We start from the raw sequence: 21,347 nt of genomic DNA on the forward strand, positions 1-21,347 counted from the left end.
TCATGATGGTTTCAGGATCGCGCAACTATGATCCTGAACGATCTCGCCGGACGCGAAATCCAGACCATGCGCATGATCGTCGAGCAACACGAACCCCGCCTGCCCGTCCGGGCGCGTTGCCGGCCAGGCAACGAGCGTATGATCGCGCATCTCGGTCCCGGGATCGCGCAATGACGAGGCGAGTACCCGGAACGGCGATGTCTTCAGGTCGGGTTGCCAGATGGCCCGATAACGAACGCCGAGAATGGCCTGCGGCAGCGGCTGCCACTTCGTGCCGATGTGAGGCACCATCGCCAGCAACTGCTGCCTGACATCGGGCCGGATGCAATCGATGTGAATATGAAGCTGGTTTTGTGAACGACCCGGCTTCGAATTGATGGCGAGAGAGATATCCGTATCAGGGATCGTGCGCCCGTAAGCCTCTCCGACGCGGGCGCGCGCATCCCATGCTTCCGCGAAATAGTCAGGGGTCGCGGGATCGAGCAGGATCGGACTTTCCATGCCGGGAACACGCGCCGTCGGAATCAGCAGATACTGGCCGCGCCCTTCCAGACTGTGGAGCAGCGCATCTCCGTGCGCTTCATCATAAAACGTGCATGGTGTCGGATGATCCGGGTGAAGCGCGCATCGATCGTGCACAATCTTCCACAGCTTGTCAGGGTCGCGAGCGAGAACGGCGGTCGTCGATCCGATCGCCAGCGCGGCGACCGCGGCATACGCAAGAAGACGTCTCATAGTTCGCGCATGACCGCCGACAGGTCCATGACCGCCGCCAGACGTTCCAGACGGCGACGGACGCTTCCGCCCGAGACGCGCGCCGTATCACTCGACAACGACAGCACCAGTTCCTTGCCCTTGATCTTCAATGACGACCCGGCGAGCAGTGCCGGTGTTCCACCGCATAACGTATACGCCAGCCGCAACGCCAGTCCGAGCCGGACAGCCAGGCCGTGGGCCTCGCGGTCGATCAGCCGGCGGGAAGGTTCGAACAACGGAGCCGTGACGTCCGCCTCGTAACGGACGGCAAGCGTCAGTGCCACGAACGCGCGCGATGGATGGTCGAAGCCCGAGCCGTGAACGCGCAGGGTGCGCAGATAGGTCTGCTCGGCGCGATATTCGGGATGATCGAACGCGCCGATGTCGGACATGAAGCATGCCATCCGGCGCAGGGCCGCGACCTTCGGCGTCTCGTTCGAAAAGAGCGGGGTCGTCCATGCAACGAGATCGCGCGGAAGCGCCGTGCTGCGGCTCAGGCGCGCCGATATCTCCTCGGCCAGCGCTTCGTTCGGGTCACGGCCCGCAATGGCCTCCGCGACCTCCCGCATGTACCAGCCTTCGCGCAGGCCATCGACGCTGAAGACGATCCGACCCGGCTGCACCTGTCGCATCAGGCGGCGCAGGACGGTGGCGGCGAACGGCACGTCCGGGAGACGCTTTTTCGGTGCGTGCGCGAGGCGTTCCAGCGTGCGGCGCGGTGTTGCGATCAGCCAGTCAGCCATTTCCCGCGCCTCACCCTCCCCCATTTCGTAGAGGTGGACGATGTTGAGCGGATAATGGGTGCGGGCAATCTGCAACCGTGCCAGCGCCCGGAATGCTCCGCCCACGAGATACAGCGGCTTGCCAACCAGCTGATCGAGCCACGGCACGCTCGCAATGTCCCGATCCGCGATGTCTCGCGCAGCCGTCACGTCGCCATTGGCCCGATCATTCAGGCGGATGACGCCAAGCGGCAGCGAGCAGGCTTCATGCCGCTCCCCGTTCACCATCCGGATCAGTTCGAGCGAACCGCCGCCGATATCCGCGACAAGCCCGTCCGCATCCGGAATGCCGCAGACGACGCCGGCCGCCGCGAAGCTCGCCTCTTCCTCGCCCGACAGGACACGGACCGGAACGTTGGGCATGTGCTCGCGCAGGGAGGCGACGAATTCGGCACCGTTGCGGGCATCGCGCACCGCAGCCGTCGCCAAAATCTCGAAAGGTGCCGCATCCATCGAGCGCGCGATCGCATAAAATCGCTGCATGACCTCGACTGCGCCAAGGACACCCTCTTCGTTCAGTCGCCCAGTCGTGCTGAGCCCGCGGCCGAGCTTGAGCACAGCCTTTTCGTTGAAGATCGGGACCGGGTTGCGCGTGACACCCTCGAAAATGACCATGCGGACCGAATTCGATCCAAGGTCGACCACCGCCGCACGTCGATGGGCCGTCGAAGACGCTGATGGCGTTCCGTCATGTCCCAGGGCGCCGCTCACGAGCGCACCGTGATGAAAGGCGCATGCAGTGCGCGTCCTCGATCAGTCATCGACCATCCGGTCATGAGGCATGCTTTCGGAAGGAAGCCGCTCGGGCCTGTCGGAATGTGGGGCTGCATCATGAAGGCTCTTTTCCCGCGCGGCGGACCCCCGGCCGGAGAGCGAGGGATTATGCATGAAATAGTCATGCGCCGAGAACGGTTTCGCACCGGGGGCCATCCGATGCCAGACGCCATGACGATCCAGAACCCAGGAATTCAACGTATCTTTCAGATTCATCGTCATGATCTGGGCAAGAACCTGGGCATGAACGGTCGGATTGGTGATCGGCACCATGGCCTCGATGCGCCAGTCCATGTTGCGGACCATCCAGTCGGCCGAGGCGATGTAGACCAGCGCCTGACGTGACGGCATCCGATGCCCGTTGCCGAACGCGAAGATCCGGGAGTGCTCGAGGAAACGGCCGACGATCGATTTGACCTCGATATTTTCCGACAGGCCCGGCACGCCCGGGCGCAGGCAGCAGATGCCGCGGACAACGGCGAGAACGCGGACGCCCGCATTGGACGCGGCGTAAAGCGCATCGATCAGGTCGCCATCGACGAGACTGTTCATCTTCAGCCAGATCCGCCCGGGACGCCCGGCCCGGACATGATCGATCTCGGCCTGGATCAGTTCCTTCAGCGTCTTGCGCGTCGTCAACGGCGAAAACGCGATCGCGTCCATCTCCACGGGCGGTGCGTAGCCCGTCATGAAGTTGAACAGCTTCGCGGAATCCGATGCGAGCTTCGGGTCGCAGGTGAAGAACGACAGATCGGTATAGATCCGCGCCGTGATCGGGTGATAGTTGCCCGTTCCGAAATGCGCATACGAACGAAGCTTGCCGCTTTCCCGGCGAACAACGAGACTGAGTTTCGCGTGGATCTTGAGGTGCGAAAAACCGAAGACCACCTGCACGCCGGCAGCTTCCAGCGCCCGCGCAAGACGAATGTTGGCCTCCTCGTCGAACCGGGCGCGCAGTTCGACCATGGCCGTGACGGACTTGCCGGTTTCCGCCGCCTCGATCAGAGCACGGACGATCGGGCTGTCGCGCGAGGTGCGGTACAGCGTCTGCTTGATCGCCACGACATTCGGATCGAGCGCCGCCTGACGCAGGAACTGCACCACCACGTCGAAGCTCTCGAACGGATGGTGGACAATGATGTCCTTCGCTCGGATCGCAGCGAAGCAGTCGCCGTCATAGTCGCGGATGCGCTCCGGAAAACGCGGCGTGAACGGCGGGAACAGCAGATCCGGCCGATCATCAACGATGAGCTGGCGCACATCGACAACCCCGATCAGATCCGGCTGCACCACGACATCCTCGGGCGCGACGCCCAGCGCATGGGCCAGTTCGCTGCCCAGCGCCGCAGGCAGGCGCGAATCAAGATCGAGATGGATGCCCTTGCCCCGCCTGCGGCGCTTGAGGGCGCTTTCATACGAACGGACCAGATCCTCGGCCTCGTCCTCGAACTCCACATCCGTATCACGCGTGATCCGCAGGACGCCGCCTTCGGATACGCGCATGCCAGGGAACAGACGATCGACGAACTGCCGCAGCAGATCCTCGATCAGCACGAAGCGCGCAGAGGGCTTAGCACCCTTGGCGGGCGTGCCGGGGGAAGGAATCCGCACGAAACGGTTGACCTGCCCGGGCAGGAGCACGAGCCCGTCCATGATGAAATGGCCGTGCTCGGGCGTAACGAGACGCATGGCCAGCGCCATGCCGAGATTGGGAATGAAGGGAAGCGGATGAGACGGGTCGACGGCGAGCGGCGTCAGGACCGGGTAGATCTGCTCCATGAACAGTCGTTCGAGCGTCGCCTGCTCGGCATCGGACAGAGCCGACGGATCGCACAGGACGATCCGTTCCTCCGCCAGGAGCTTCTGCAGCGTCCGCCAGTTCTCCTGCTGGCGGACCAGCAGGCGATTGGCTGATTCGCGCACGGCCTCGAGCGCCTGCACCGGCGTCAGCCCATCGGCACTCGTAGCCGTCAGCCCTTCACGCACCTGGCCGACCAGACCGGCCACGCGAACGGAATAGAACTCGTCCAGATTGCTGGCGCTGATGGACAGGAAACGCACGCGCTCGAGCAAAGGATTGCGGGGGTTCTCCGCCTCCTCGATCACGCGCTGGTTGAAATCGAGCCACGACAGTTCGCGGTTGAGGAAGCGCGCCGGCGACGTCAGGATTTCAGGCCCGTCGGGAAGCGGCGGGGCACGGTGCCGGCGCAAGGCCGGACGACGGGGCGCCTTCGGCATCGGGCGCCTTGCACGCACCAGCCGGCTACCCTTGCGGGATGGCGCGGTATCTTTGTCGGTCACGCAGTCTCCACAGGCTCGGACGTCTTGTGCAGGCAGGATCGGACCGCGCCCGGGCGCTGTCAAACGCGAGAATCGGCAGGCGCCGATGAAACTTTCGCGTCACTGGCCAAACACATGGCGGATGGCGTCTGTTTTCGCTGGCTGACCACGCTTGTTACACGCTACCATCGGCTTCCGCCTGGAGCTTAAGCCGATGACGCTGTCTCTGCTGATTGCTGTCGCGACGATGATTACCCTCACCACGATGTCTGTTGTCACGGGCCGCAAGCTTATCGGGGCGCGTCTCGTTCCGATGCAGTGGGGGCTTGACGGGCGGCCGTCATGGTCGGCGCCGCGCAGCGTGGCGCTGGCCTTCACGCCGGCGCTGGCAGCGACGACCCTGACGCTGATGATGTTTCCGACAGTGGTCGTCCCGCACGCCATGGGTGTCTGGTATTTCGGCGTGACTGCCGTGATCTGTATCTTCTTCATCGCGGTTCACGCGACCTATCTCGGCGCGATTTCCCGTCCGGCCGTGCGGAGCTGAGCGCTCATTCCCCCGCGATCAGAGAGCCTAGCGCATCACGGGCCAGCGCCCGCGTGATCGGCCGTCCCGCGGCAAGACCTGCCCTGTCGAGACGGTCTGCGGCCTGCACCAGAGCCGCCGGACTGCGCGGCAGGTTGCGATGCAGCCAGTCCAGCACCGGACGCGAAACGACGATTTCCCGCTCCGCCAGGAGCCGCAGCAGCAGCGCTTCCAGCAGCCGATCATCCGCAGGGCCGATGGCAACCGATGCGTTCGCACGGAGCCGACTCGCCAGATCCGGTGGATCGAGGACGACACGGGCCGGCGGCAGTCGCCCGGCCAGCAGCAGCGGAATGGCCCGCTCGCGCAGTGCGTTGACCAGATGCAGCAATGCCCGGCCGTCCGCCACCCGATCCGCGTCATCGACTGCGACCGCCTGCAGTTCGGGCATGCGCAGGATGCTTTCCACATCCGCATCGGACAATGTGGCCCCGTCGAGCATGGCGGCATCGCGACCTTGCGCCCAGATCGTCAGGAGATGGGTCTTGCCCGCCCCTTCCGCTCCCCAGAGCCACAGCCGGAATTCCGGCCAGTTTCCGTTGTCGAGCCATGCACGCGCCGCCGTGTTCGAGGGCGCGGCGACGAAGCTTTCCGGACGCAGACGACCCTCGCGCACAAAGGGCAGAGCCAGTTGCCCGGCACCGGTTCCCTCGTCCCGACACACCGCATCGGCATGATCTCGCTGTGCGGCGTCCGCCATGGTTTTACGCCTGCCCTCCAATCGGGTTATGAGCCGAACGACAACACGACCCGAATCAGGCGTGCGGACGCACAGTGTATTGCACCCGCTCCGACCTTTCGAGCGCAACCATGATCAATCAGGACCCGTTCCGCGCCATGACCGATCCGACCTCGAGCCACGCCGCGACCGGCGCCAGCTACCGTGACGCGGGCGTCGACATCGATGCAGGCGATGCACTGGTGGACGCGATCAAGCCCGCCGCCCGCAGCACCGACCGCGCCGGCACGATGGGCGGCCTGGGCGGTTTCGGCGCCCTGTTCGACCTGAAGGCAGCGGGATTCAAGGATCCTGTGCTCGTGAGTTGCACGGATGGCGTCGGCACGAAGCTCATGATTGCCATCGAGACCGGCCTGCACGAGACCATCGGCGTGGATCTGGTCGCGATGTGCGTCAACGATCTCGTCGTTCAGGGTGCCGAGCCCCTGTTTTTTCTCGATTATTTCGCGACCGGCAAGCTTGCGATCGAGGATGCGGCAACGATCGTGCGTGGCATTGCCGATGCCTGCCGGGAAAGCGGCTGCGCGCTGGTCGGCGGCGAGACGGCCGAGATGCCGGGCATGTATGCAGCCGGTCATTACGACCTTGGCGGCTTCTCGGTGGGTGCTGCCGAGCGTGGCGCACTGTTGCCGAAGAACGTTGCCGAAGGGGATACGCTGATCGCGCTTCCGTCTTCCGGCGTGCATTCCAACGGGTTCTCGCTGGTGCGCGAAGTCGTGCGCCGCTCAGGTCTCGACTGGTCGGCCCCCGCCCCGTTCGACGCCGACAAGACGCTTGGACAGGCGCTGCTCACGCCGACCGCGCTCTACGTCAAGCCCGTGCTCGCACTGCATCGCGCAGGGCTGCTGCACGCCTGTGCGCATATCACGGGGGGCGGGCTGCCGGGCAATCTTCCCCGCATCCTGCCGGCCGACCTGCGCGCGGACATCGAGCCGGGAAGCTGGCCGGTCCCGCCCGTCTTCGGATGGCTGGCGCAGACAGGCCAGATCGCGGCGGATGAAATGCTGCGCGTGTTCAACTGCGGTGTCGGCATGGTGCTGGTGACGGACCGCCCGGACGACGTGCTGCGCCAGCTTCAGGCCGAGGGGCAGACAGGCCATGTGATCGGTCGCCTCCATGCGGCAGCGGACAACATGCCGCCGGTGCGGTTCACGGCACCCGTCACGTTCTGAGGGACTGCCCCGTATGGACGCTCGGTCTCCGCTGCGGCCCGGCGTGCCCATGCAGCGGACATTCCTGTCGCAGGTCGTGGTCGGCTACGTGGTCGCGATGCTGGTCGTCGCGCTGGTGTTCGTCTATCGGGTGACACCAGCCAGCGGGATCGGCGAGGGCGCGCATTTCCGGCGCGCGCTGCAGATTTCCGAAGGGCACCTGTTCGCGCTGCGCGTGGCCCATGATCATTACGGCGGTCGGCTCGACGGCCGCCTCCTGAGCTACATGGAATATTTTGAGGATCAACGGGACCGTGGCACCCCCTCCTCCAGCGGTGCGGCCCAGGATCGAGCCTACATGGCCGACCACGCGGCAAGCGGGCGGCGTTTCTCCGAATTCGGCTCGACCGCATCCTACCCCCCGCTGCCCTATCTCGGATCCGCCATAGGACTTGCGATCGCAAAAGCCGGACATGCGGGCGTCGCCACACGCCTCATGGCCGGGCGCCTTGGCCAACTCGGGCTTTTCGCGCTCATGCTCCTCGTGGTCCTTCCCTATAGACGCCTCTCGGCCCTCGTCCTGCTGACGACGCCGACCGCTCTACACCTCGCCAGCACTTATAGCGCCGATCCCGTCACGAACACGCTGTGCCTGCTATTCGTAGGATTGTGCCTGCGCTGCAGGACGATCGGGGCCGTCTCCCGCCGCGAAGCCGTAGCCCTGATCCTGCTGGGTGGCGGAATGGGGCTGCTGAAGCTGACATGCTGCGTCCTGAGCGCCGCGATCCTCCTCGTGCCGACAAGGGCATTCCCCGCGCCCCGTGACGCCTTGCGCGTCCGCCTGATGACCATCGGCCTGTCGGTTGCACTCGCCGTGCTCTGGAACGGATTCTTTCCGTTCGTGCCGGGGCACTACTGGCAGACCGGTGGCGACCCGCATCTCGTGCTGGCGTATTCTGTGCATCACCCGCTGACGGCAGTGCAGATCTTCTGGGTCACGTTCCGGGAAGGGCTGCAATGGTGGTGGCTCGACGTATATGGCCGTTTCGGCGGAGCCCCGGTGCCGCAGTTCTTCAAGCTCGGCGCAATGTCCTCGTTGGCAGCGCTCGCGATCGCAGCGCTTCTCGCAGTGTGCGATGTCTCGGGACGGCCTGCGGGCCACGATCCGAGCCGGTGGACGCGGGAAAAAGGAGACGGTCTTGCGTCACTGGGTCTCGTGGTCCTGGCTGCGCTCTACACGGGTGCGACGCTGGCTGCGTTCTATGTCGGCTTCTCGCCTGCGGGACATGCGCCGATCACGGGTCTTCAGGGGCGCTATTTCCTGCTTCCACTCATCCTTCTGGCTCTGGCGATCAGCGCTGCCAGGCCCGCTGCGCTGTGTTGCCGCATGACGCATGTAATGGCCGTGCCCGCGCTGCTCATGATCCTGGCGGCCGCCCTGGCGCTGCACGTGTCTCTCGTCGCGCTGGGTCGCTTTGCCCTGAACTGGCATTAGACCCGCGCATGCCGTTCCCCGGAGACATCTGCATGAGGTTCAGTCTCCGGTTTCCTTCGTATCCTGTTGCCCGGACCCCGTTTTCATGACCAGACGTCATCCCATTGCCATCCTGATCAGCGGACGCGGCAGCAACATGCGCGCCCTGATCGAAGCCTGCCGGTCACCCGATTTTCCGGCCCGCATTGCACTGGTGATCAGCAACCAGGCCGACGCACTCGGGCTCGATCTGGCACGCGAAGCGGGCCTGCCGGTTCTTGCCATTCCGCACCGGCCCTTCGGCCGCGACCGCGAGGCGCATGAGCGTGCCATTGACGCGGCCCTGCGGGAAGCAGGCGTGGAGACGGTCTGCCTCGCCGGCTACATGCGGGTCCTGACCCCCTTTCTGGTCGATGCGTGGGCGGGCAAAATGCTGAACATTCACCCGAGCCTCCTGCCCCACTTCCCCGGCATGCACACCCATGAGGCCGCATTGGCCGCAGGCGTTGCCGAACACGGATGCACGGTTCATCTCGTGACAGCGGGTGTCGATGCCGGCCCCATTCTGGCACAGGCCAGTGTCCCGGTTCATCCGTCCGATACGCCCGAAGGCCTTGCGGCAAGGGTCCTGGAACAGGAACACGCACTTTATCCCGAGACGCTCGCGCGGTTCCTGCGCGGGGAACTACCAGTAGCGGACCATGATTCCAATGTGGAGGCTGAGCGCAACACAACCGAGAAAGCCCGCGAGTAGCGCTCCATCGACGGCGCGGATCTGAAGCGAGGCAGTCCGCACGCCACGCGGCAGGATCAGGCACACCAGAAGCGACAGCGGGATGAAATATCGTCCCTGAATACCGCAGATGATGTCATGGCCGACCGGCGTCCAGATCAGATAAAGTGACCCGAAGACGCCAAGGGTCGCGATACTGCCAATGACAGCGACACCGATGCGCGGCCAGATCTCGACATCCGCCAGCCCCTGCGGCCCGAGTGTCCGCAGGCTCAGCACGCCACCCGTCACGAGCAGCCCGGACAGGGCGACGTAGCTCCAGTCCGGCAGCAATGTATCAAGCCAGCCAAGCACGCCGATGAACTGCTTGGCAAAGCTCGGGCCCTGGATGTGCATCGTACAAAGGAGCGTGCGAACCCATCTCAGGGGATGATGCAGCACCAAAGCCATCTGCCGGCCCGCATTGACGCCCTGGTCGACCAGAAACGGGATCTTTGCCGGGCGCGTGAAGATGGCGGCGCAGGCAAGCGCGCCGCCGAGCCCTGCGACTGCCTGGAGCCAGGCCGCGCGAGCACGCGGTGCGAAGACCACAGGCAGGGCGACGAGCGGCAGATAGGGAAGCTTCGTTCCGGCGATCATGGCCAGCAGGACGGCAAGCACCACGGCCTCGGTGCGGGTCTGCACGCGCGTGCACAGGGCGACCGCGAGCGCTGTTGCCGCGATCAGAAGCCCTTCCTGACTGCAGGCCGCGAATAACGACAGGGTCATCGGCAGGCTCAGGATCATCGCCAGCAGCAATGCGCCGCGCGTGATGAGGGCAATGGCAAGTGCCGATACGCCCAGCGCCGCGACCAGACAGCCGAACCGGGACAGATAGTAGGCGCATGCCATCGGCAGATGGCCTAGACGCGCCGCCAGCAGGGCCGTGGCAGCCGGCATATAGAAGAACGGCGGGTAGACCGCGGTATTCGGAAAGCCGGTCGGAATCAGCGGGCTCGAAAGACTGCCGTTCTGGACCGCACGAAGACGGTCCAGGTCGAACTTGCGCTCCCCATGCCCCTTCATGTCGTCGAAGGACCAGGCAAAGCGCACGGCATCCGACGGGACTGCGCCGCCGGCGTTCGATGCGGAAAGCCGATGGGCGACCAGATGCCCTCGCGAGAGGTAGACCGCCCGGAGGAAATGCGTCTGCTCATCCGGCATCTGCAAGGGTGGCAGCGCCACGATCAGAAACAGGCCGATGGGCAGGCCGAGGCAGAGATAGATCTGCCAGAGACGCCACCTGGCAACGGCTTCGATCAACCGTGCCCTCGGCGTCGCCCGCCCGCAGTGAGCAGGCTCGGCCGAACGTGGCGTCATGCGGCAGAGATCTTACGGCAGGATTTCGGTCTGCGCGAAGAAGAAGGCGATCTCGATCGCCGCGTTCTCGAGGCTGTCCGAACCATGGACCGAGTTCGCTTCGATGCTCTCGGCGAACAGCTTGCGGATCGTGCCGTCGGCGGCCTGTGCCGGATTGGTGGCCCCCATGACTTCACGGTTCTTAGCGACTGCACCCTCGCCTTCGAGGACCTGCACCACGACCGGCTCGGACGTCATGGACGCAACGAGGCTCCCGTAGAACGGACGCTCCTTGTGGACGGCATAGAATGCGCCGGCCTGCTCGTCGGACAGCTTGATGCGCTTCTGTGCGACGATGCGAAGGCCCGCCTCCTCGAACACGGCATTGATCTTGCCGGTCAGGTTGCGACGGGTCGCGTCGGGCTTGAGGATCGAAAGGGTGCGCTCGGTAGCCATGATGATGTCTCCGTCTGATGGTCGCATCGGCCGCCGTCCGAAGTACAAGGCCGATCTCAGCGGGCCACTTAGACCATCTGGCGCCATCACGATAGACCTCCACCGAAACCGGAAGGGGCCGTTTCGCGTAGTTTCCAGATCGTCATCGCGCGCCCGTCGCCGCGTTTATCAACATATGCCTGTTTCCACGCGGAGGTTGTTCTGTTGCGCTTTCCTCGACTGACCGCGGTTCTGCTCGGAGCCGCTGCCTTGACCGGCGCGGCACGCGCCGCCCACACGGGCTTTCCGCCTATCTCGACGACCGGAGCGTCGCTGCCGGGCAAGCCGGTCTTCACACAGCTTGTCACGCCATCCCTTGCGGACGCCGAACGCTTCTATGGCGGCATGTTCGGCTGGACGTTCCGCGATGTGCCCACCAGTCACTGGCACTACGCCGAGGCGATGTCGGACGGGCGTAACGTCGCAAGCCTGATCGAACGTCCCCTGCCCGATCGTCCCGGCGTGCACGCCTCATGGCTCGTCTTCTTCTCGGTGGCAGACGTGGACCGTGCGGTCGCCGAAGCGCGGGAACGCGGCGCCCGGGTACTCGCCCCGGCGCGCGATGTACCGGGCCTCGGCCGCGAGGCCGTGTTGTCCGACCCGGAAGGCGGCACATTCGCACTCCTGCATGCAGTATCCGGCGACCCTGCCGACGATGCCGCGGCCCAGGGCGAGTGGATCTGGTCGTCGCTTCACACCCCGGCTCCGGCAACGGCAGCCGGATTCTACGCGTCACTTCTGGGCGCCACGCCATATAGCGCGGCCGGCGATGCGAATCACTTCGTCCTCGCGTCCCAGAACTTTGCGCGGGCGAGCATCAACCCGCTGCCGCCCCGCGCCGGGTCTGTACCGGCCCACTGGCTGCGCTTCGTTCGCGTGGCCGATATCGCGGCCGCAACGGCCAAGGCCCAGGCACTGGGCGGCCGCGTCGCCGTGGCTCCTTATGTGGATCACGACGGCGGCAAGGTCGCGATCGTGATCGATCCCACGGGCGCGGCACTGGGGCTGCTCGAGTGGCCGGATGACGCCCCGGCGGAGACTGCGAAATGAACGGCCTGTCACGCATCATCAAGGGGGCGGCTCTCGCGGGCGCCGTCGCTTCCGTGCTGACGCTGGGCGCCTGCGGTCCGGTCTATGGTGATCCCTACGGCGGCAACTACTACGGCAACTATGGCGGCGGCTGGGGCGGCGGCTGGGGTGGCTGGGGCGGCGGTTGGGGCCCCGGATACGGTGTCGGTCCGTATCGAGGCTGGCATGGCGGCATGCGCGGCGGACCTCACATGCCCGGCATGCCCGGCGGCCGCCGCATGGGCGGTCCCGGAGGCGGCCCGGGTGGCGGCTTCCATGGCGGCGGTGGTGGTTTCCATGGCGGAGGCGGCGGATTCCACGGCGGTGGCGGGGGCGGACATGGTCGCTGAAGGCAGGACAGGCGACGACGTGCGGGCCACGCGGAAAGGCGTGGCCACAGAGCAGCAAACAGCGCCAAAATCCACGACAAACCAATGGTGAAGCGGGCCTGCCTCGCATGACCCTTCGACAAGTAGCGCTGTGCGTCCCATAACACGCGCCACCTGTCGGACCCGTCGTGACCGGAGCCTTCCTTCTTGAGCCTGCTGACCATCACCGATCTGAGCTTTCGCATCGCCGGACGGCCCCTGCTGGAAGGGGCATCGCTCGCCATCGATCCCGGCCGGAAGGTTGGCCTTGTCGGGCGCAATGGCGCCGGAAAATCGACGCTGCTCGCGCTGATTGCCGGCGACATCACGCCGGACGGCGGGATGATCACGCTTTCCGCGCGCGCGACGATGGGGCGTGTGAAGCAGGAAGCGCCGGCAGGGAGCGCATCCCTGATCGATACCGTGCTGGACGGCGATCTCGAACGCACGCGCTTGCTCCATGCGGCCGAGACGACGAGCGCCCCCACGGAACTCGGTGACATTCACGAGCGCCTTCTGGCGATCGATGCCCACAGTGCTCCCGCGCGCGCCAGCGCCATCCTCTCGGGCCTCGGTTTCGATCACGAGGCACAGGGCCGTCCGGTCTCCGACTTTTCCGGCGGCTGGCGCATGCGCGTGGCACTGGCGACTGCGCTGTTCCTGAACCCCGACCTCCTGCTACTCGACGAGCCGACCAACCATCTCGACATCGAGGCGGCGCTCTGGCTCGAAGGCTGGCTGCAGCGCTTCTCGGGTGCCGCGATCATCGTCAGCCATGATCGCGGCCTGCTCGATGCCTGCGTGGATTCCATTGCGCATCTTGATCAGGGCAGGCTTTCGCTGACGCCGGGCGGCTTCGAGGAATTCGTGCGTATCCGCACCGAGCAGGCCATGCAGCAGAACCGCGCCGCGGCCCGGATCGCGGCCCAGCGTGCGCATATGCAGAGCTTCGTCGATCGTTTCCGTGCCAAGGCCACCAAGGCCCGCCAGGCGCAGGCACGCCTGAAGGCGCTCGAGAAACTGCCGCAGATCGACAGCGTCATCGAGGATACGCCTCAAAGCTTCGACTTTCCCGAACCCAGCCCCTTGCCGCCCCCGATGCTGTCGCTCGACCGCGTCAGCGTCGGCTATGGCGACCGCGTCGTTTTGCGCAACCTGTCGCTCCGTATCGATCTGGAGGACCGGATCGCGTTGCTCGGACAGAACGGGCGCGGCAAATCGACCTTCGCCAAGCTGATCGCCAGTCGTCTCGCGCCCATGAGCGGCACGATGAGCCATTCACGCCAGCTCCGGATCGGCTATTTCGCCCAGCACCAGACGGACGAGCTGGTGCTGGACGAAACGCCCATCGACCACATGGCCCGTGCCCTGCCGGACGCAGCGCCAACGGCGGTGCGCGCGCAGCTCGCGCGCTTCGGCCTCGACGCGCTGCGGGCCGAGACGCGCGTGGGCGAGTTGTCGGGGGGTGAAAAGGCGCGGCTGCTGCTCGCGCTCGCGACGCGTGATGCGCCCCATCTCCTGCTGCTCGACGAACCGACCAACCATCTCGACATCGATGCGCGCGATGCGCTGATCCGGGCGCTTGCGGCGTTCGAAGGCGCCGTCGTGCTGATCAGCCATGACGCGCATCTGGTGGAATCGGTCGCGGATCGCCTGTGGCTCGTGGAAGACGGCACCATCAGCGCGTTCGAGGGCGACATGGCCGCCTATCGCGCGTGGCTGATCGAACGCGCACGGGCGGCACGGGCGAAAACCGTCGAGCGTGCCGAAACGCCGGCGCGCAAGAACGAACGTCGCGACCGCGCGGAGACGCGCCGGGCACAGGCGCCATTACGCAAGCAGGCTCAGGCTGCCGAGCGCATGATGGCGCAGCTTTCCGCGGAACGGGCCACGATCGAGGCCAGACTTGCCGATCCGGCCCTTTACGAACGCGGGGATGGCGGCGAAATCGCACGGATCAATGCCCGCCTCGCAGCCGTGCGCGCCCAGGAAGAAGCCGCCGAAACAGCGTGGCTCGAAGCGGAAGCCGAACTCGAGGCCGCGCGCGACGCTTGATGGTCTTCTCAACGCGACAGGCTCCATGAACGACACCGATCTCTCCCTCGCCCGGCAGGACACGACACCCACCGAGTTGTCCCGCCTGTTCCGGCTTGCACGCTTCACCGTGATCCTGACGGCACTGACCGTCGGTGTCTGGCTGATGAAGGACGTCCTGATGGTCGCGTTCGCCGCGATCCTCTGTGCCGTCATCCTGAACGGCATCGCGCGGATGTTTCGCAAGGTCGTGCCGATCCCCTATCAGCTCGCCATCTTCCTCGCCGTTCTCGTGATCCTGGGGCTTGTCGCCCTGCTGGTCTGGAGCAGCGGCCCGCGGATCGCGACCCAGTTCATGCTGCTGAAACAGGCGACCGTGACCCAGGTCGGAACCTGGCACGATCGTCTCAATGCCTCGGAATGGGGACGGGTGGCGCTCGACCATCTGCCGAGCTCGCTGGGCGGCAACCAGCAGGGCGGCGGCATCGGGGATTTCAGCTCGGGGCTCGCGGGCTCCGTGACCGGCATCCTCAGCTCCGCCTTCGGCGCACTGGGAACGCTCGCGGTCATTCTGATCGCGGCACTTTATTTCGCGCTGTCTCCGGCGCTCTACATCAATGGTGTGCTGCGGCTGTTTCCGGAGCCGCATCGCCCGATGGTCCGGCGTCTGACGCTTGCCGCGGGCGCAACGCTCTGGGCCTGGACGGCGGGTCAGGCTCTGGATATGTGCGTGGTGGGCCTGCTCTCCGGCATCGGCCTCAGCGTCATCGGCGTGCCTCTGGCGCTGGCACTCGGCGTCCTCGCGGGCCTGTGCAACTTCATTCCCTATATCGGCGCGTTTCTCGGGGCCATTCCTGCCATCATGATCGGCCTGTCGCAGGGCACGCGCGAAGGGATTCTGGTTGCGATCCTTTATTCCGTCATCCAGTTCTTCGAAGGCAACGTGATGGCTCCGCTGATCCAGCGCCATGCGGTTCACATGCCGCCTGCCCTTACCATCCTGTCGCAGACGGTGTTCAGCTCGATCCTGGGTGTCCCGGGTCTGGTTCTGGCATCGCCTCTGACGGCTGCCCTGCTTGCCATAGGCGATCGCTCGACCGCCCCGCTTGCACCCGATGTCCGGGTCGGAAACGGGCCGGAATCTCCCGACGGGCTGAGCAAGAGCGACTAGGCCCGGCCGTCCTTACGGTCCTGTTTCCGCAAGCCCGGTCCTCTGCGAAGGACTGGGTTGCGCACCCGGCCACAAGCACGTGAAAATTCTTGTAAATCATGACGCTGCGATCGCAGGGCCACGGCGTCTGGACGAAGGTTGGACCGGCAATACGGCCGTCAGACAGTCCATCCCGGATTGCGGCGTGCCGTGCCAACTATTTGGCAATCCGCATCACCGCACTTACCGGTCCCTAGGTGACGCAAGGAACCTGAAGCTCAGGGGGCGTCAGCCTGCTGAAACTGCTCGGGCTGAACGATATGCCGAAGCGGTGCGAAGTCGTGTTCGGGAAGTGTCGCGTAGCGCGCCTTGCTTCCCTCGCCGCGCTGCAAAACGGCCGCGTCGTTCCAGTCGCCGGCACTGATACCGAGCCAGACGGTCATCGTGTAGTCGGCGCCGTGTTCGGGATGCAGCGTCAGCACGGCGTCGCCGGACGATGGCGGTGTGGAGCTCAACGGGCCCCATTCATGGGTCGTCCCGTCGATCCACCTGTTGAGATCGCTCACCTGCTGCGGCGTCAGGATCGTCTGCTGGCGACTGGGCCCCGACACCATGGCCACGCTGACGAACTTCGGCACATGGAGCGGCACCAGGTTGGGCAGCGCAAAGCTCCAGACCAGCGCTGCCGATCCGGCAACGACGACGACAAACCCGGCGACGATCGCCGTTTCGCGCCTCACAGTCGTGCCTCTGCGGCCTGGGTCGCCCAGGTGCGAGCGGTGTCGATCACGCGTTGAACCTCCATGTCAGTAAGTTCCGGTTGCATTGGCAGGGCCAGGATACGCGTGCCGAGGCTCTCGGCAACAGGCAGTGAAATGGCCGAATCGTGGGTGTCCCTGTAGGCCGGCTGCCAGTGAAGGGGCATCGGATAATAGATGGCGCTCGGCACGCCTGCATCGCGCAAGGCCTGCTGGAGGCTGTCGCGCGATGCGGTATCGGCCGCCAGCACCGAATAGACCGCCCAGGCACTCTGGCTGTCCGCAACGCGGGTGGGCGTCTGCAGGATATCGCGCAGGCCCGCGTCATACGCCCGCGCGATCTCGTCGCGACGCGCAAGTTCCGCCTCGAAGGCATCGAGTTTGGCGAGAAGAACCGCAGCCTGCAACGTGTCGAGGCGCGCGTTCAGTCCGATGCGCAGAACCTCATACCGGGTCTTGCCTTCTCCGTGGCTGCGCAGCGAGCGGTACAGATCGGCGAGAGATGCGTCATCCGTCAGGATCGCGCCACCATCGCCATAGCCGCCAAGCGGCTTGGACGGGAAGAACGACAGCGTCGTAGCCCGGGCTTCGCGGCCCAACTTGCGACCGTGATACGCGCCGCCGAACGCCTGCGCGCAATCGGCGAACAATGCCAGTTCCTCGCGTTCAGCGATCGCGCGCAGCTCGTCCCAGGGGGCAGGCTGACCAAACAGATCGACGCCGATGATCGCCCGAGGGTCGAGTTCGGTGCCCTCCTGGACCTGCCCGATCCGGATCGCCAGATCGGCCGGGGAGATCTGGAAGGTCGCGGGATCGACATCGACGAAGACCGGGGTCGCCCCCAGCAGCAGCACGACCTCGGCCGTCGCGGTGTATGTGAATGCCGGCAGGAAGACGGCATCGCCCGGGCCGATCTCCTCGGCCATGAGTGCCATCAGCAAGGCATCGGTGCCGGACGACACGGCGATGCAGTGCGCTGCGCCGCAATAGGCGGCCAGTCTCTGCTCCAGTTCCTCGACCTCGGGGCCCATCACGAACCGGCAATGAGAGAGAACCGCATCGATGCGGGTCCGGATCGCATCGTGCAGACGCGATTGCTGCTTCGGCAGGTCGAGAAAGGCGATGGGCGGGCTCTGTGTCATCTGACTTCTTGGTCCTCAGGCGATCGGCTCATGAGCAGCCGGAGACGCAGCATGCGGCCGGGACGGAGGTGGGGTGACCACCCCGTCGGGATTGTGGGCGAACTCCGGCACCAGGTCGCGCAAAATCGCCAGCGCGCGATCGAGGTCTTCTGCGTGACAGACTGTTGCCAGTCTGTCGAGCAGGGTCTCGGCCTCGAGAAGGTCGACCGTGCGCGGCCGTGCGATCCGAAGGCCGGCGGCATCCGTCGGCACCGGGGCCTCGCGACCATGGAACAGCTCCTCGAACAGCTTTTCGCCTGGACGAAGGCCTGTGATCGTGATCGCAATGTCCTCGTCGGGGCGCAACCCGGCCAATCTGATCATCTGCCGCGCAAGGTCGAGAATCCTGACGGGTTCCCCCATGTCGAGCACGAAGATGCCGCCGTTGCGCAGGATCGCCTCCGTCCCGGCTCCCTGCTCGGACGCAACCGCGACAGTGCCGCGCCGTGCTGCCTGCAACACAAGCCCGACCGCTTCCGGCACCGTCATGAAATAGCGCGTCATGTCGGGATGGGTCACGGTCAGCGGGCCACCGCGTTCGAGCTGGCGCCGGAAGAGCGGCACCACCGACCCCGTCGAGCCCAGGACATTTCCGAAGCGCACGGTCACGCATCGCATGTCCTGGCCTCCCTCGGCACGGGCGCGTTTGTCCAGCGCCTGACAATAGATCTCGGCGCATCGCTTGGACGCGCCCATGAGGCTTGAGGGGTTCACGGCCTTGTCGGTAGAGATCAGGACCATCGCCCGGGCACCCGCGGCTCGCGCGCAATCCGCGACGATCCGGCTGCCGATCACATTGGTCAGGATGCCTTCGAACGGATTGTTCTCGACAATCGGAACATGCTTGAGCGCCGCGGCGTGGAAAACGAGTTCCGGGCGATACTGCGCGAACAGGGCGGCGATCCGCGTCCGATCCCGCACGTCAGCTATGAGGGCAACCCGATCGACTTCCGGCGACTGCTCGGAAATCTCGAGATCGATCTGCCAGAGGGCAAACTCACCGTGATCGAGCAGCAGAAGGCGTTCCGGCTGGAAGGCTGCAATCTGGCGCGCCAGTTCCGAACCGATCGTCCCGCCCGCTCCGGTCACCAGCACGACGGAGCCTGCGATCATGCGCGAGATGCCTTCCCGATCGAGCGGAACCTGCGGCCGATTGAGCAGGTCCTCGATCGCGACCGGCCGCAGTTCGACCCGGTCGGCGGGCGTCAGCGTCATCAACGAAGGCGTACGCTGAACGGCGATCCCGCGTCTCTGTGCCGCTTCCAACACCGCCGCGAGCCCAGCCCCGCGCAGATCCGGGTCCGTCAGCACAACCAGATCGGGCGTGCGTTGCGCCTGCGCCAGTCGGGAGAGCACCTGATCGAGATCGGAGAGCACGCCCAGGATCGGCACGCCGTGAATGCGCCGCCCCGCCTGACGCGCGCCTTCGGTCAGAAGCCCCACGACCTCGCTGCCTTCGGGGTCACGTTCCAGCGCCCGCAGGAACAGGTCCGCAGCCAGGTCGGGGCCTGCAAGCACGATCCGGCGCCGCGCCACGGATCGGCGCCTGCGGGCGGCCAGCCGGCTTGCCATGCGTACGGAGCCAAGGCTGACCAGCAGGACCAGCGCATGGATGATCGGAAAGGTCGGGGTCGGCAGCGGATAACCGGTTGCCCAGAGGCCCGCCGCGAACAGGGCGGCACTCGCCGCCGACGCGCCGGCGATGCTGACCAGATCGGCGACGCCGGAGAAACGCCAGTATTGCTGGGGCATGCGGAACGGTACGCCGCTGACCAGGAGGGTGATCGCGCCACCGGCCACGAACCACAGCGGATGAAGCAGCCCGCCATGCGGATCGGCCAGATAGCGGGCGACCGGCGCCGCCAGTGCCGAAACAATGCCATCGAACACGATGTTGACCGCGATTCGCGCGCCCGGCCGCTGATTGGGCCAGACCGGGCCGCCAGTGGAAGCGCCGGAAGCGCCCCGCACGGTGCCTCCGTTTCCGGTCGGGGCCGCGCGCGCGCGCGGAACAGTCGGGTCATCCTGACATTGCGAAGCCATCACCCTCCCCCTATAGCGCAGACCATGCGGTATCCGCGATGGCCCCTCCCCCGATTGCCGTTCTCGCACCGAAAGTCGTGGCAGCGATGACCGTCGTTCTTCTTCTGGCCGCCATGGTGACGACGGCCATCCTCGTACGCATGGCGCTCCAGCTTCGGGTCATGGATGTACCGGTCGAGCGGAGCGCGCATACCCGTCCCATTCCGAAAGGTGGCGGCATCGGCATTCTCGGAGGCGTCGTTCTCTTTGCGATCCCGGTGCGACTGAGCCTCGGCGCAGGCTGGCCAGACCTGTCCTTCGCCGCCGTTGTGGTGGCCGGTGTGTTTCTCGGTGCCATTTCCTGGGCGGACGACATTCATTCCTTTGCCGCGCGCTACAAGCTCGGCGCCCAGGGCCTGGCCGCGTTGATCGTGATTTTCGGTACGCTGAGTCCTGCCCCCTTGCCAATCACGGGCCTGCTGTGCGTCGGCGGATTCATGTGGCTCCTGCTCACGACGAATGCCCTGAACTTCGTCGACGGTCTCAACGGCCTGTGCTCGGGATGCATGGCCTTGTCCGCGGCCATTCTGGCGGCCACGACGATGGCGCATGCCCAGACGCTGACGTCTGCTGGCATGGCAGCGCTGCTGATTCTGCTCGCCTGCTGCCTGGCCGCGTTCCTGCCCTTCAATTTTCCAAGGGCACGGATCTTCATGGGCGATGTCGGCAGCCAGGGCGCAGGGCTGATGCTGGCAGGAGCCGCCTACGAACTGACGATCAGCGGGGCGGTGCCGCCATGGCTTGCGCCCTCGCTCCTGTCCGCGATCCTGTTCGATGTTATCTTCACGCTTGTCCGTCGTGCCTGGGCAGGCCATCGCCTGGCTCAGGCACATCGTGGACATCTCTATCAAATAGCCGTTCGTTGTGGCGCAAAGCCCGTGGCGATTACGCTTCTGCACTGGATGTTCGTCGGCTGGGGCGCATACGCGGCCCTGTATATCGGGCAAACGCACCCATCACTCGGGCTCGTTGCTGTCATCCTGCCCCAGCTGGCCTGGTGTGCTGCTGTCTGTGTCTGCGCGCGCCGTCGCGATATCGGGATCTGGTGACGTTCCCGTTAAAAGATGGAACGTCTTGCGGTAACAGACGCGCTTGTCGCGCCTGTTACGATCGGATCATGAGATCCTCGACCGGCAACAAAAAAGGGCGCCTGACAAGGCGCCCTTTTCCAGATCAGCCTCGAGAACCGAGGATCAGCCGGCGCGGCGTGCGCCGACACGGGCGACCGGCGCCTTGACCGTCTTGGTGGCCTTCGCACCCGACGCTTCGTTCATGACGCTGCGCATGTCACGCAGGAACGCGGAGCCCTTGAGCGTGCGCTGCACCAGCACCGAGCGGCGATCCAGCGGATCGACCTTGCGACGTGCCAGATCCAGCTCGCCCAGACGGTCGAGCGCACGGGTGATCGCGGGCTTCGATACATTGAGGTCGGCGGCGAGGCCGCGAACCGTGTGCGCACCGTCCTGCAGGTAGCAGGTCAGGAAAACGCCCAGCTGGCGTGCTGACAGATCGGGACCATCCTTGCGGACCATCGCGACGATGGTGTCGCGCAGAAGGGTCAGCATCTGGTCGTTGGTTGCCTGGCTCATCAATTGTCT

Annotated in this window: 19 protein-coding genes; 9 read left to right on the forward strand and 10 right to left on the reverse strand. The window is 65.6% G+C overall.

Translation table 11 applies throughout. From position 1 onward, the window contains the following. The 3 genes from B8446_RS05905 to B8446_RS05915 all read right to left on the reverse strand — a co-directional run bounded on the left by B8446_RS05905 (nucleotide 1) and on the right by B8446_RS05915 (nucleotide 4,550). Nucleotides 1–735, reverse strand: a complete 735-nt coding sequence (locus tag B8446_RS05905; RefSeq protein ID WP_084712110.1) for a CDP-diacylglycerol diphosphatase — start codon at nucleotides 733–735, stop codon at nucleotides 1–3. Next, nucleotides 732–2,153, reverse strand: coding sequence for a Ppx/GppA family phosphatase (locus B8446_RS05910; RefSeq protein ID WP_048848384.1), 1,422 nt, complete (start codon nucleotides 2,151–2,153; stop codon nucleotides 732–734). The genes B8446_RS05905 and B8446_RS05910 overlap by 4 nt, the downstream gene beginning before the upstream one ends. A 138-nt stretch (nucleotides 2,154–2,291) precedes the next feature. Beyond that, nucleotides 2,292–4,550, reverse strand: a complete 2,259-nt coding sequence (locus tag B8446_RS05915) for an RNA degradosome polyphosphate kinase (RefSeq protein WP_084712111.1) — start codon at nucleotides 4,548–4,550, stop codon at nucleotides 2,292–2,294. A 256-nt stretch (nucleotides 4,551–4,806) separates the two neighbouring features. Between B8446_RS05915 and B8446_RS05920 the strand changes: the two genes are divergently transcribed. Further along, entirely contained in the window at nucleotides 4,807–5,139 is a 333-nt protein-coding gene (locus B8446_RS05920; protein WP_048848246.1) for a hypothetical protein, read from the forward strand. Nucleotides 5,140–5,143: 4 nt separating this feature from the next. Here B8446_RS05920 and B8446_RS05925 read toward each other — a convergent pair whose 3' ends face one another. Then, nucleotides 5,144–5,878 (reverse strand): hypothetical protein, encoded by a 735-nt coding sequence (locus tag B8446_RS05925; protein WP_048848248.1) that lies wholly within the window; start codon nucleotides 5,876–5,878, stop codon nucleotides 5,144–5,146. A 137-nt stretch (nucleotides 5,879–6,015) separates the two neighbouring features. On the opposite strand from B8446_RS05925, the gene purM reads away from it, so the two are divergent. The 3 genes from purM to purN all read left to right on the forward strand — a co-directional run bounded on the left by purM (nucleotide 6,016) and on the right by purN (nucleotide 9,296). Next, nucleotides 6,016–7,089: a phosphoribosylformylglycinamidine cyclo-ligase gene (gene purM / locus B8446_RS05930; protein WP_048848388.1), complete on the forward strand. Its 1,074-nt coding sequence runs from the start codon at nucleotides 6,016–6,018 to the stop codon at nucleotides 7,087–7,089. A gap of 13 nt (nucleotides 7,090–7,102) precedes the next feature. Beyond that, entirely contained in the window at nucleotides 7,103–8,563 is a 1,461-nt protein-coding gene (locus tag B8446_RS05935; RefSeq protein WP_048848250.1) for a DUF2142 domain-containing protein, read from the forward strand. 85 nt (nucleotides 8,564–8,648) lie between these two features. Next, entirely contained in the window at nucleotides 8,649–9,296 is a 648-nt protein-coding gene (gene purN, locus B8446_RS05940; protein WP_048848252.1) for a phosphoribosylglycinamide formyltransferase, read from the forward strand. Here the strand turns inward: purN and B8446_RS05945 are convergent. Then, nucleotides 9,228–10,634, reverse strand: a complete 1,407-nt coding sequence (locus B8446_RS05945; RefSeq protein WP_084712113.1) for a DUF2142 domain-containing protein — start codon at nucleotides 10,632–10,634, stop codon at nucleotides 9,228–9,230. The two genes, purN and B8446_RS05945, sit on opposite strands and share 69 nt — an antisense overlap. A 12-nt stretch (nucleotides 10,635–10,646) precedes the next feature. Beyond that, on the reverse strand, nucleotides 10,647–11,069 hold the full coding sequence (gene ndk, locus B8446_RS05950) for a nucleoside-diphosphate kinase (protein ID WP_048848255.1): 423 nt from the start codon (nucleotides 11,067–11,069) through the stop codon (nucleotides 10,647–10,649). Nucleotides 11,070–11,273: 204 nt separating this feature from the next. Between ndk and B8446_RS05955 the strand changes: the two genes are divergently transcribed. The 4 genes from B8446_RS05955 (at nucleotide 11,274) to B8446_RS05970 (ending at nucleotide 15,749) form a co-directional block, all read left to right on the forward strand. Next, complete coding sequence (locus B8446_RS05955) at nucleotides 11,274–12,158, forward strand: VOC family protein (RefSeq protein WP_241767657.1); 885 nt, start codon at nucleotides 11,274–11,276, stop codon at nucleotides 12,156–12,158. Next, nucleotides 12,155–12,526 carry a hypothetical protein gene (locus B8446_RS05960; protein WP_048848257.1) on the forward strand — a complete coding sequence of 124 codons (372 nt, stop codon included), beginning with the start codon at nucleotides 12,155–12,157 and terminating at the stop codon, nucleotides 12,524–12,526. Before B8446_RS05955 ends, B8446_RS05960 begins: the two co-directional genes overlap by 4 nt. 186 nt (nucleotides 12,527–12,712) lie before the next feature. Continuing rightward, a complete protein-coding gene (locus B8446_RS05965; protein WP_048848259.1) occupies nucleotides 12,713–14,599 on the forward strand; it encodes an ABC-F family ATP-binding cassette domain-containing protein in 1,887 nt (628 codons plus the stop codon). 25 nt (nucleotides 14,600–14,624) lie between these two features. Beyond that, complete coding sequence (locus tag B8446_RS05970; protein ID WP_048848261.1) at nucleotides 14,625–15,749, forward strand: AI-2E family transporter; 1,125 nt, start codon at nucleotides 14,625–14,627, stop codon at nucleotides 15,747–15,749. 257 nt (nucleotides 15,750–16,006) lie between these two features. Here the strand turns inward: B8446_RS05970 and B8446_RS05975 are convergent, their stop codons facing one another. The 3 genes from B8446_RS05975 to B8446_RS05985 are packed head-to-tail and all read right to left on the reverse strand — an operon-like array spanning nucleotide 16,007 to nucleotide 19,638. Further along, complete coding sequence (locus B8446_RS05975) at nucleotides 16,007–16,468, reverse strand: hypothetical protein (RefSeq protein WP_048848262.1); 462 nt, start codon at nucleotides 16,466–16,468, stop codon at nucleotides 16,007–16,009. Beyond that, on the reverse strand, nucleotides 16,465–17,628 hold the full coding sequence (locus B8446_RS05980; RefSeq protein WP_048848263.1) for a DegT/DnrJ/EryC1/StrS family aminotransferase: 1,164 nt from the start codon (nucleotides 17,626–17,628) through the stop codon (nucleotides 16,465–16,467). Before B8446_RS05980 ends, B8446_RS05975 begins: the two co-directional genes overlap by 4 nt. A 15-nt stretch (nucleotides 17,629–17,643) precedes the next feature. Next, nucleotides 17,644–19,638: a polysaccharide biosynthesis protein gene (locus tag B8446_RS05985; RefSeq protein ID WP_048848391.1), complete on the reverse strand. Its 1,995-nt coding sequence runs from the start codon at nucleotides 19,636–19,638 to the stop codon at nucleotides 17,644–17,646. Nucleotides 19,639–19,748: 110 nt separating this feature from the next. On the opposite strand from B8446_RS05985, the gene B8446_RS05990 reads away from it, so the two are divergent. After that, on the forward strand, nucleotides 19,749–20,798 hold the full coding sequence (locus tag B8446_RS05990) for a glycosyltransferase family 4 protein (protein ID WP_084712116.1): 1,050 nt from the start codon (nucleotides 19,749–19,751) through the stop codon (nucleotides 20,796–20,798). A 144-nt stretch (nucleotides 20,799–20,942) separates the two neighbouring features. On the opposite strand, the gene B8446_RS05995 is transcribed toward B8446_RS05990, so the two are convergent. After that, nucleotides 20,943–21,338: a MarR family transcriptional regulator gene (locus tag B8446_RS05995; protein WP_048848267.1), complete on the reverse strand. Its 396-nt coding sequence runs from the start codon at nucleotides 21,336–21,338 to the stop codon at nucleotides 20,943–20,945. Between the last annotated feature and the right edge of the window lie 9 nt (nucleotides 21,339–21,347).

Source organism: Tanticharoenia sakaeratensis NBRC 103193, assembly GCF_000963885.1.
Taxonomy (GTDB): domain Bacteria; phylum Pseudomonadota; class Alphaproteobacteria; order Acetobacterales; family Acetobacteraceae; genus Tanticharoenia; species Tanticharoenia sakaeratensis.

Coding starts and splice junctions, on each gene's coding strand:
- B8446_RS05910 (WP_048848384.1), bottom strand. CDS start 2,153: ATGGTCATTTTCGAGGGTGTCACGCGCAACCCGGTCCCGATCTTCAAC.
- B8446_RS05935 (WP_048848250.1), top strand. CDS start 7,103: ATGGACGCTCGGTCTCCGCTGCGGCCCGGCGTGCCCATGCAGCGGACA.
- B8446_RS05970 (WP_048848261.1), top strand. CDS start 14,625: ATGAACGACACCGATCTCTCCCTCGCCCGGCAGGACACGACACCCACC.
- B8446_RS05945 (WP_084712113.1), bottom strand. CDS start 10,634: ATGACGCCACGTTCGGCCGAGCCTGCTCACTGCGGGCGGGCGACGCCG.
- B8446_RS05990 (WP_084712116.1), top strand. CDS start 19,749: ATGGCCCCTCCCCCGATTGCCGTTCTCGCACCGAAAGTCGTGGCAGCG.
- purM (WP_048848388.1), top strand. CDS start 6,016: ATGACCGATCCGACCTCGAGCCACGCCGCGACCGGCGCCAGCTACCGT.
- B8446_RS05905 (WP_084712110.1), bottom strand. CDS start 735: ATGAGACGTCTTCTTGCGTATGCCGCGGTCGCCGCGCTGGCGATCGGA.
- B8446_RS05920 (WP_048848246.1), top strand. CDS start 4,807: ATGACGCTGTCTCTGCTGATTGCTGTCGCGACGATGATTACCCTCACC.
- purN (WP_048848252.1), top strand. CDS start 8,649: ATGACCAGACGTCATCCCATTGCCATCCTGATCAGCGGACGCGGCAGC.
- B8446_RS05995 (WP_048848267.1), bottom strand. CDS start 21,338: ATGAGCCAGGCAACCAACGACCAGATGCTGACCCTTCTGCGCGACACC.
- B8446_RS05980 (WP_048848263.1), bottom strand. CDS start 17,628: ATGACACAGAGCCCGCCCATCGCCTTTCTCGACCTGCCGAAGCAGCAA.
- B8446_RS05960 (WP_048848257.1), top strand. CDS start 12,155: ATGAACGGCCTGTCACGCATCATCAAGGGGGCGGCTCTCGCGGGCGCC.
- B8446_RS05915 (WP_084712111.1), bottom strand. CDS start 4,550: ATGCCGAAGGCGCCCCGTCGTCCGGCCTTGCGCCGGCACCGTGCCCCG.
- B8446_RS05925 (WP_048848248.1), bottom strand. CDS start 5,878: ATGGCGGACGCCGCACAGCGAGATCATGCCGATGCGGTGTGTCGGGAC.
- ndk (WP_048848255.1), bottom strand. CDS start 11,069: ATGGCTACCGAGCGCACCCTTTCGATCCTCAAGCCCGACGCGACCCGT.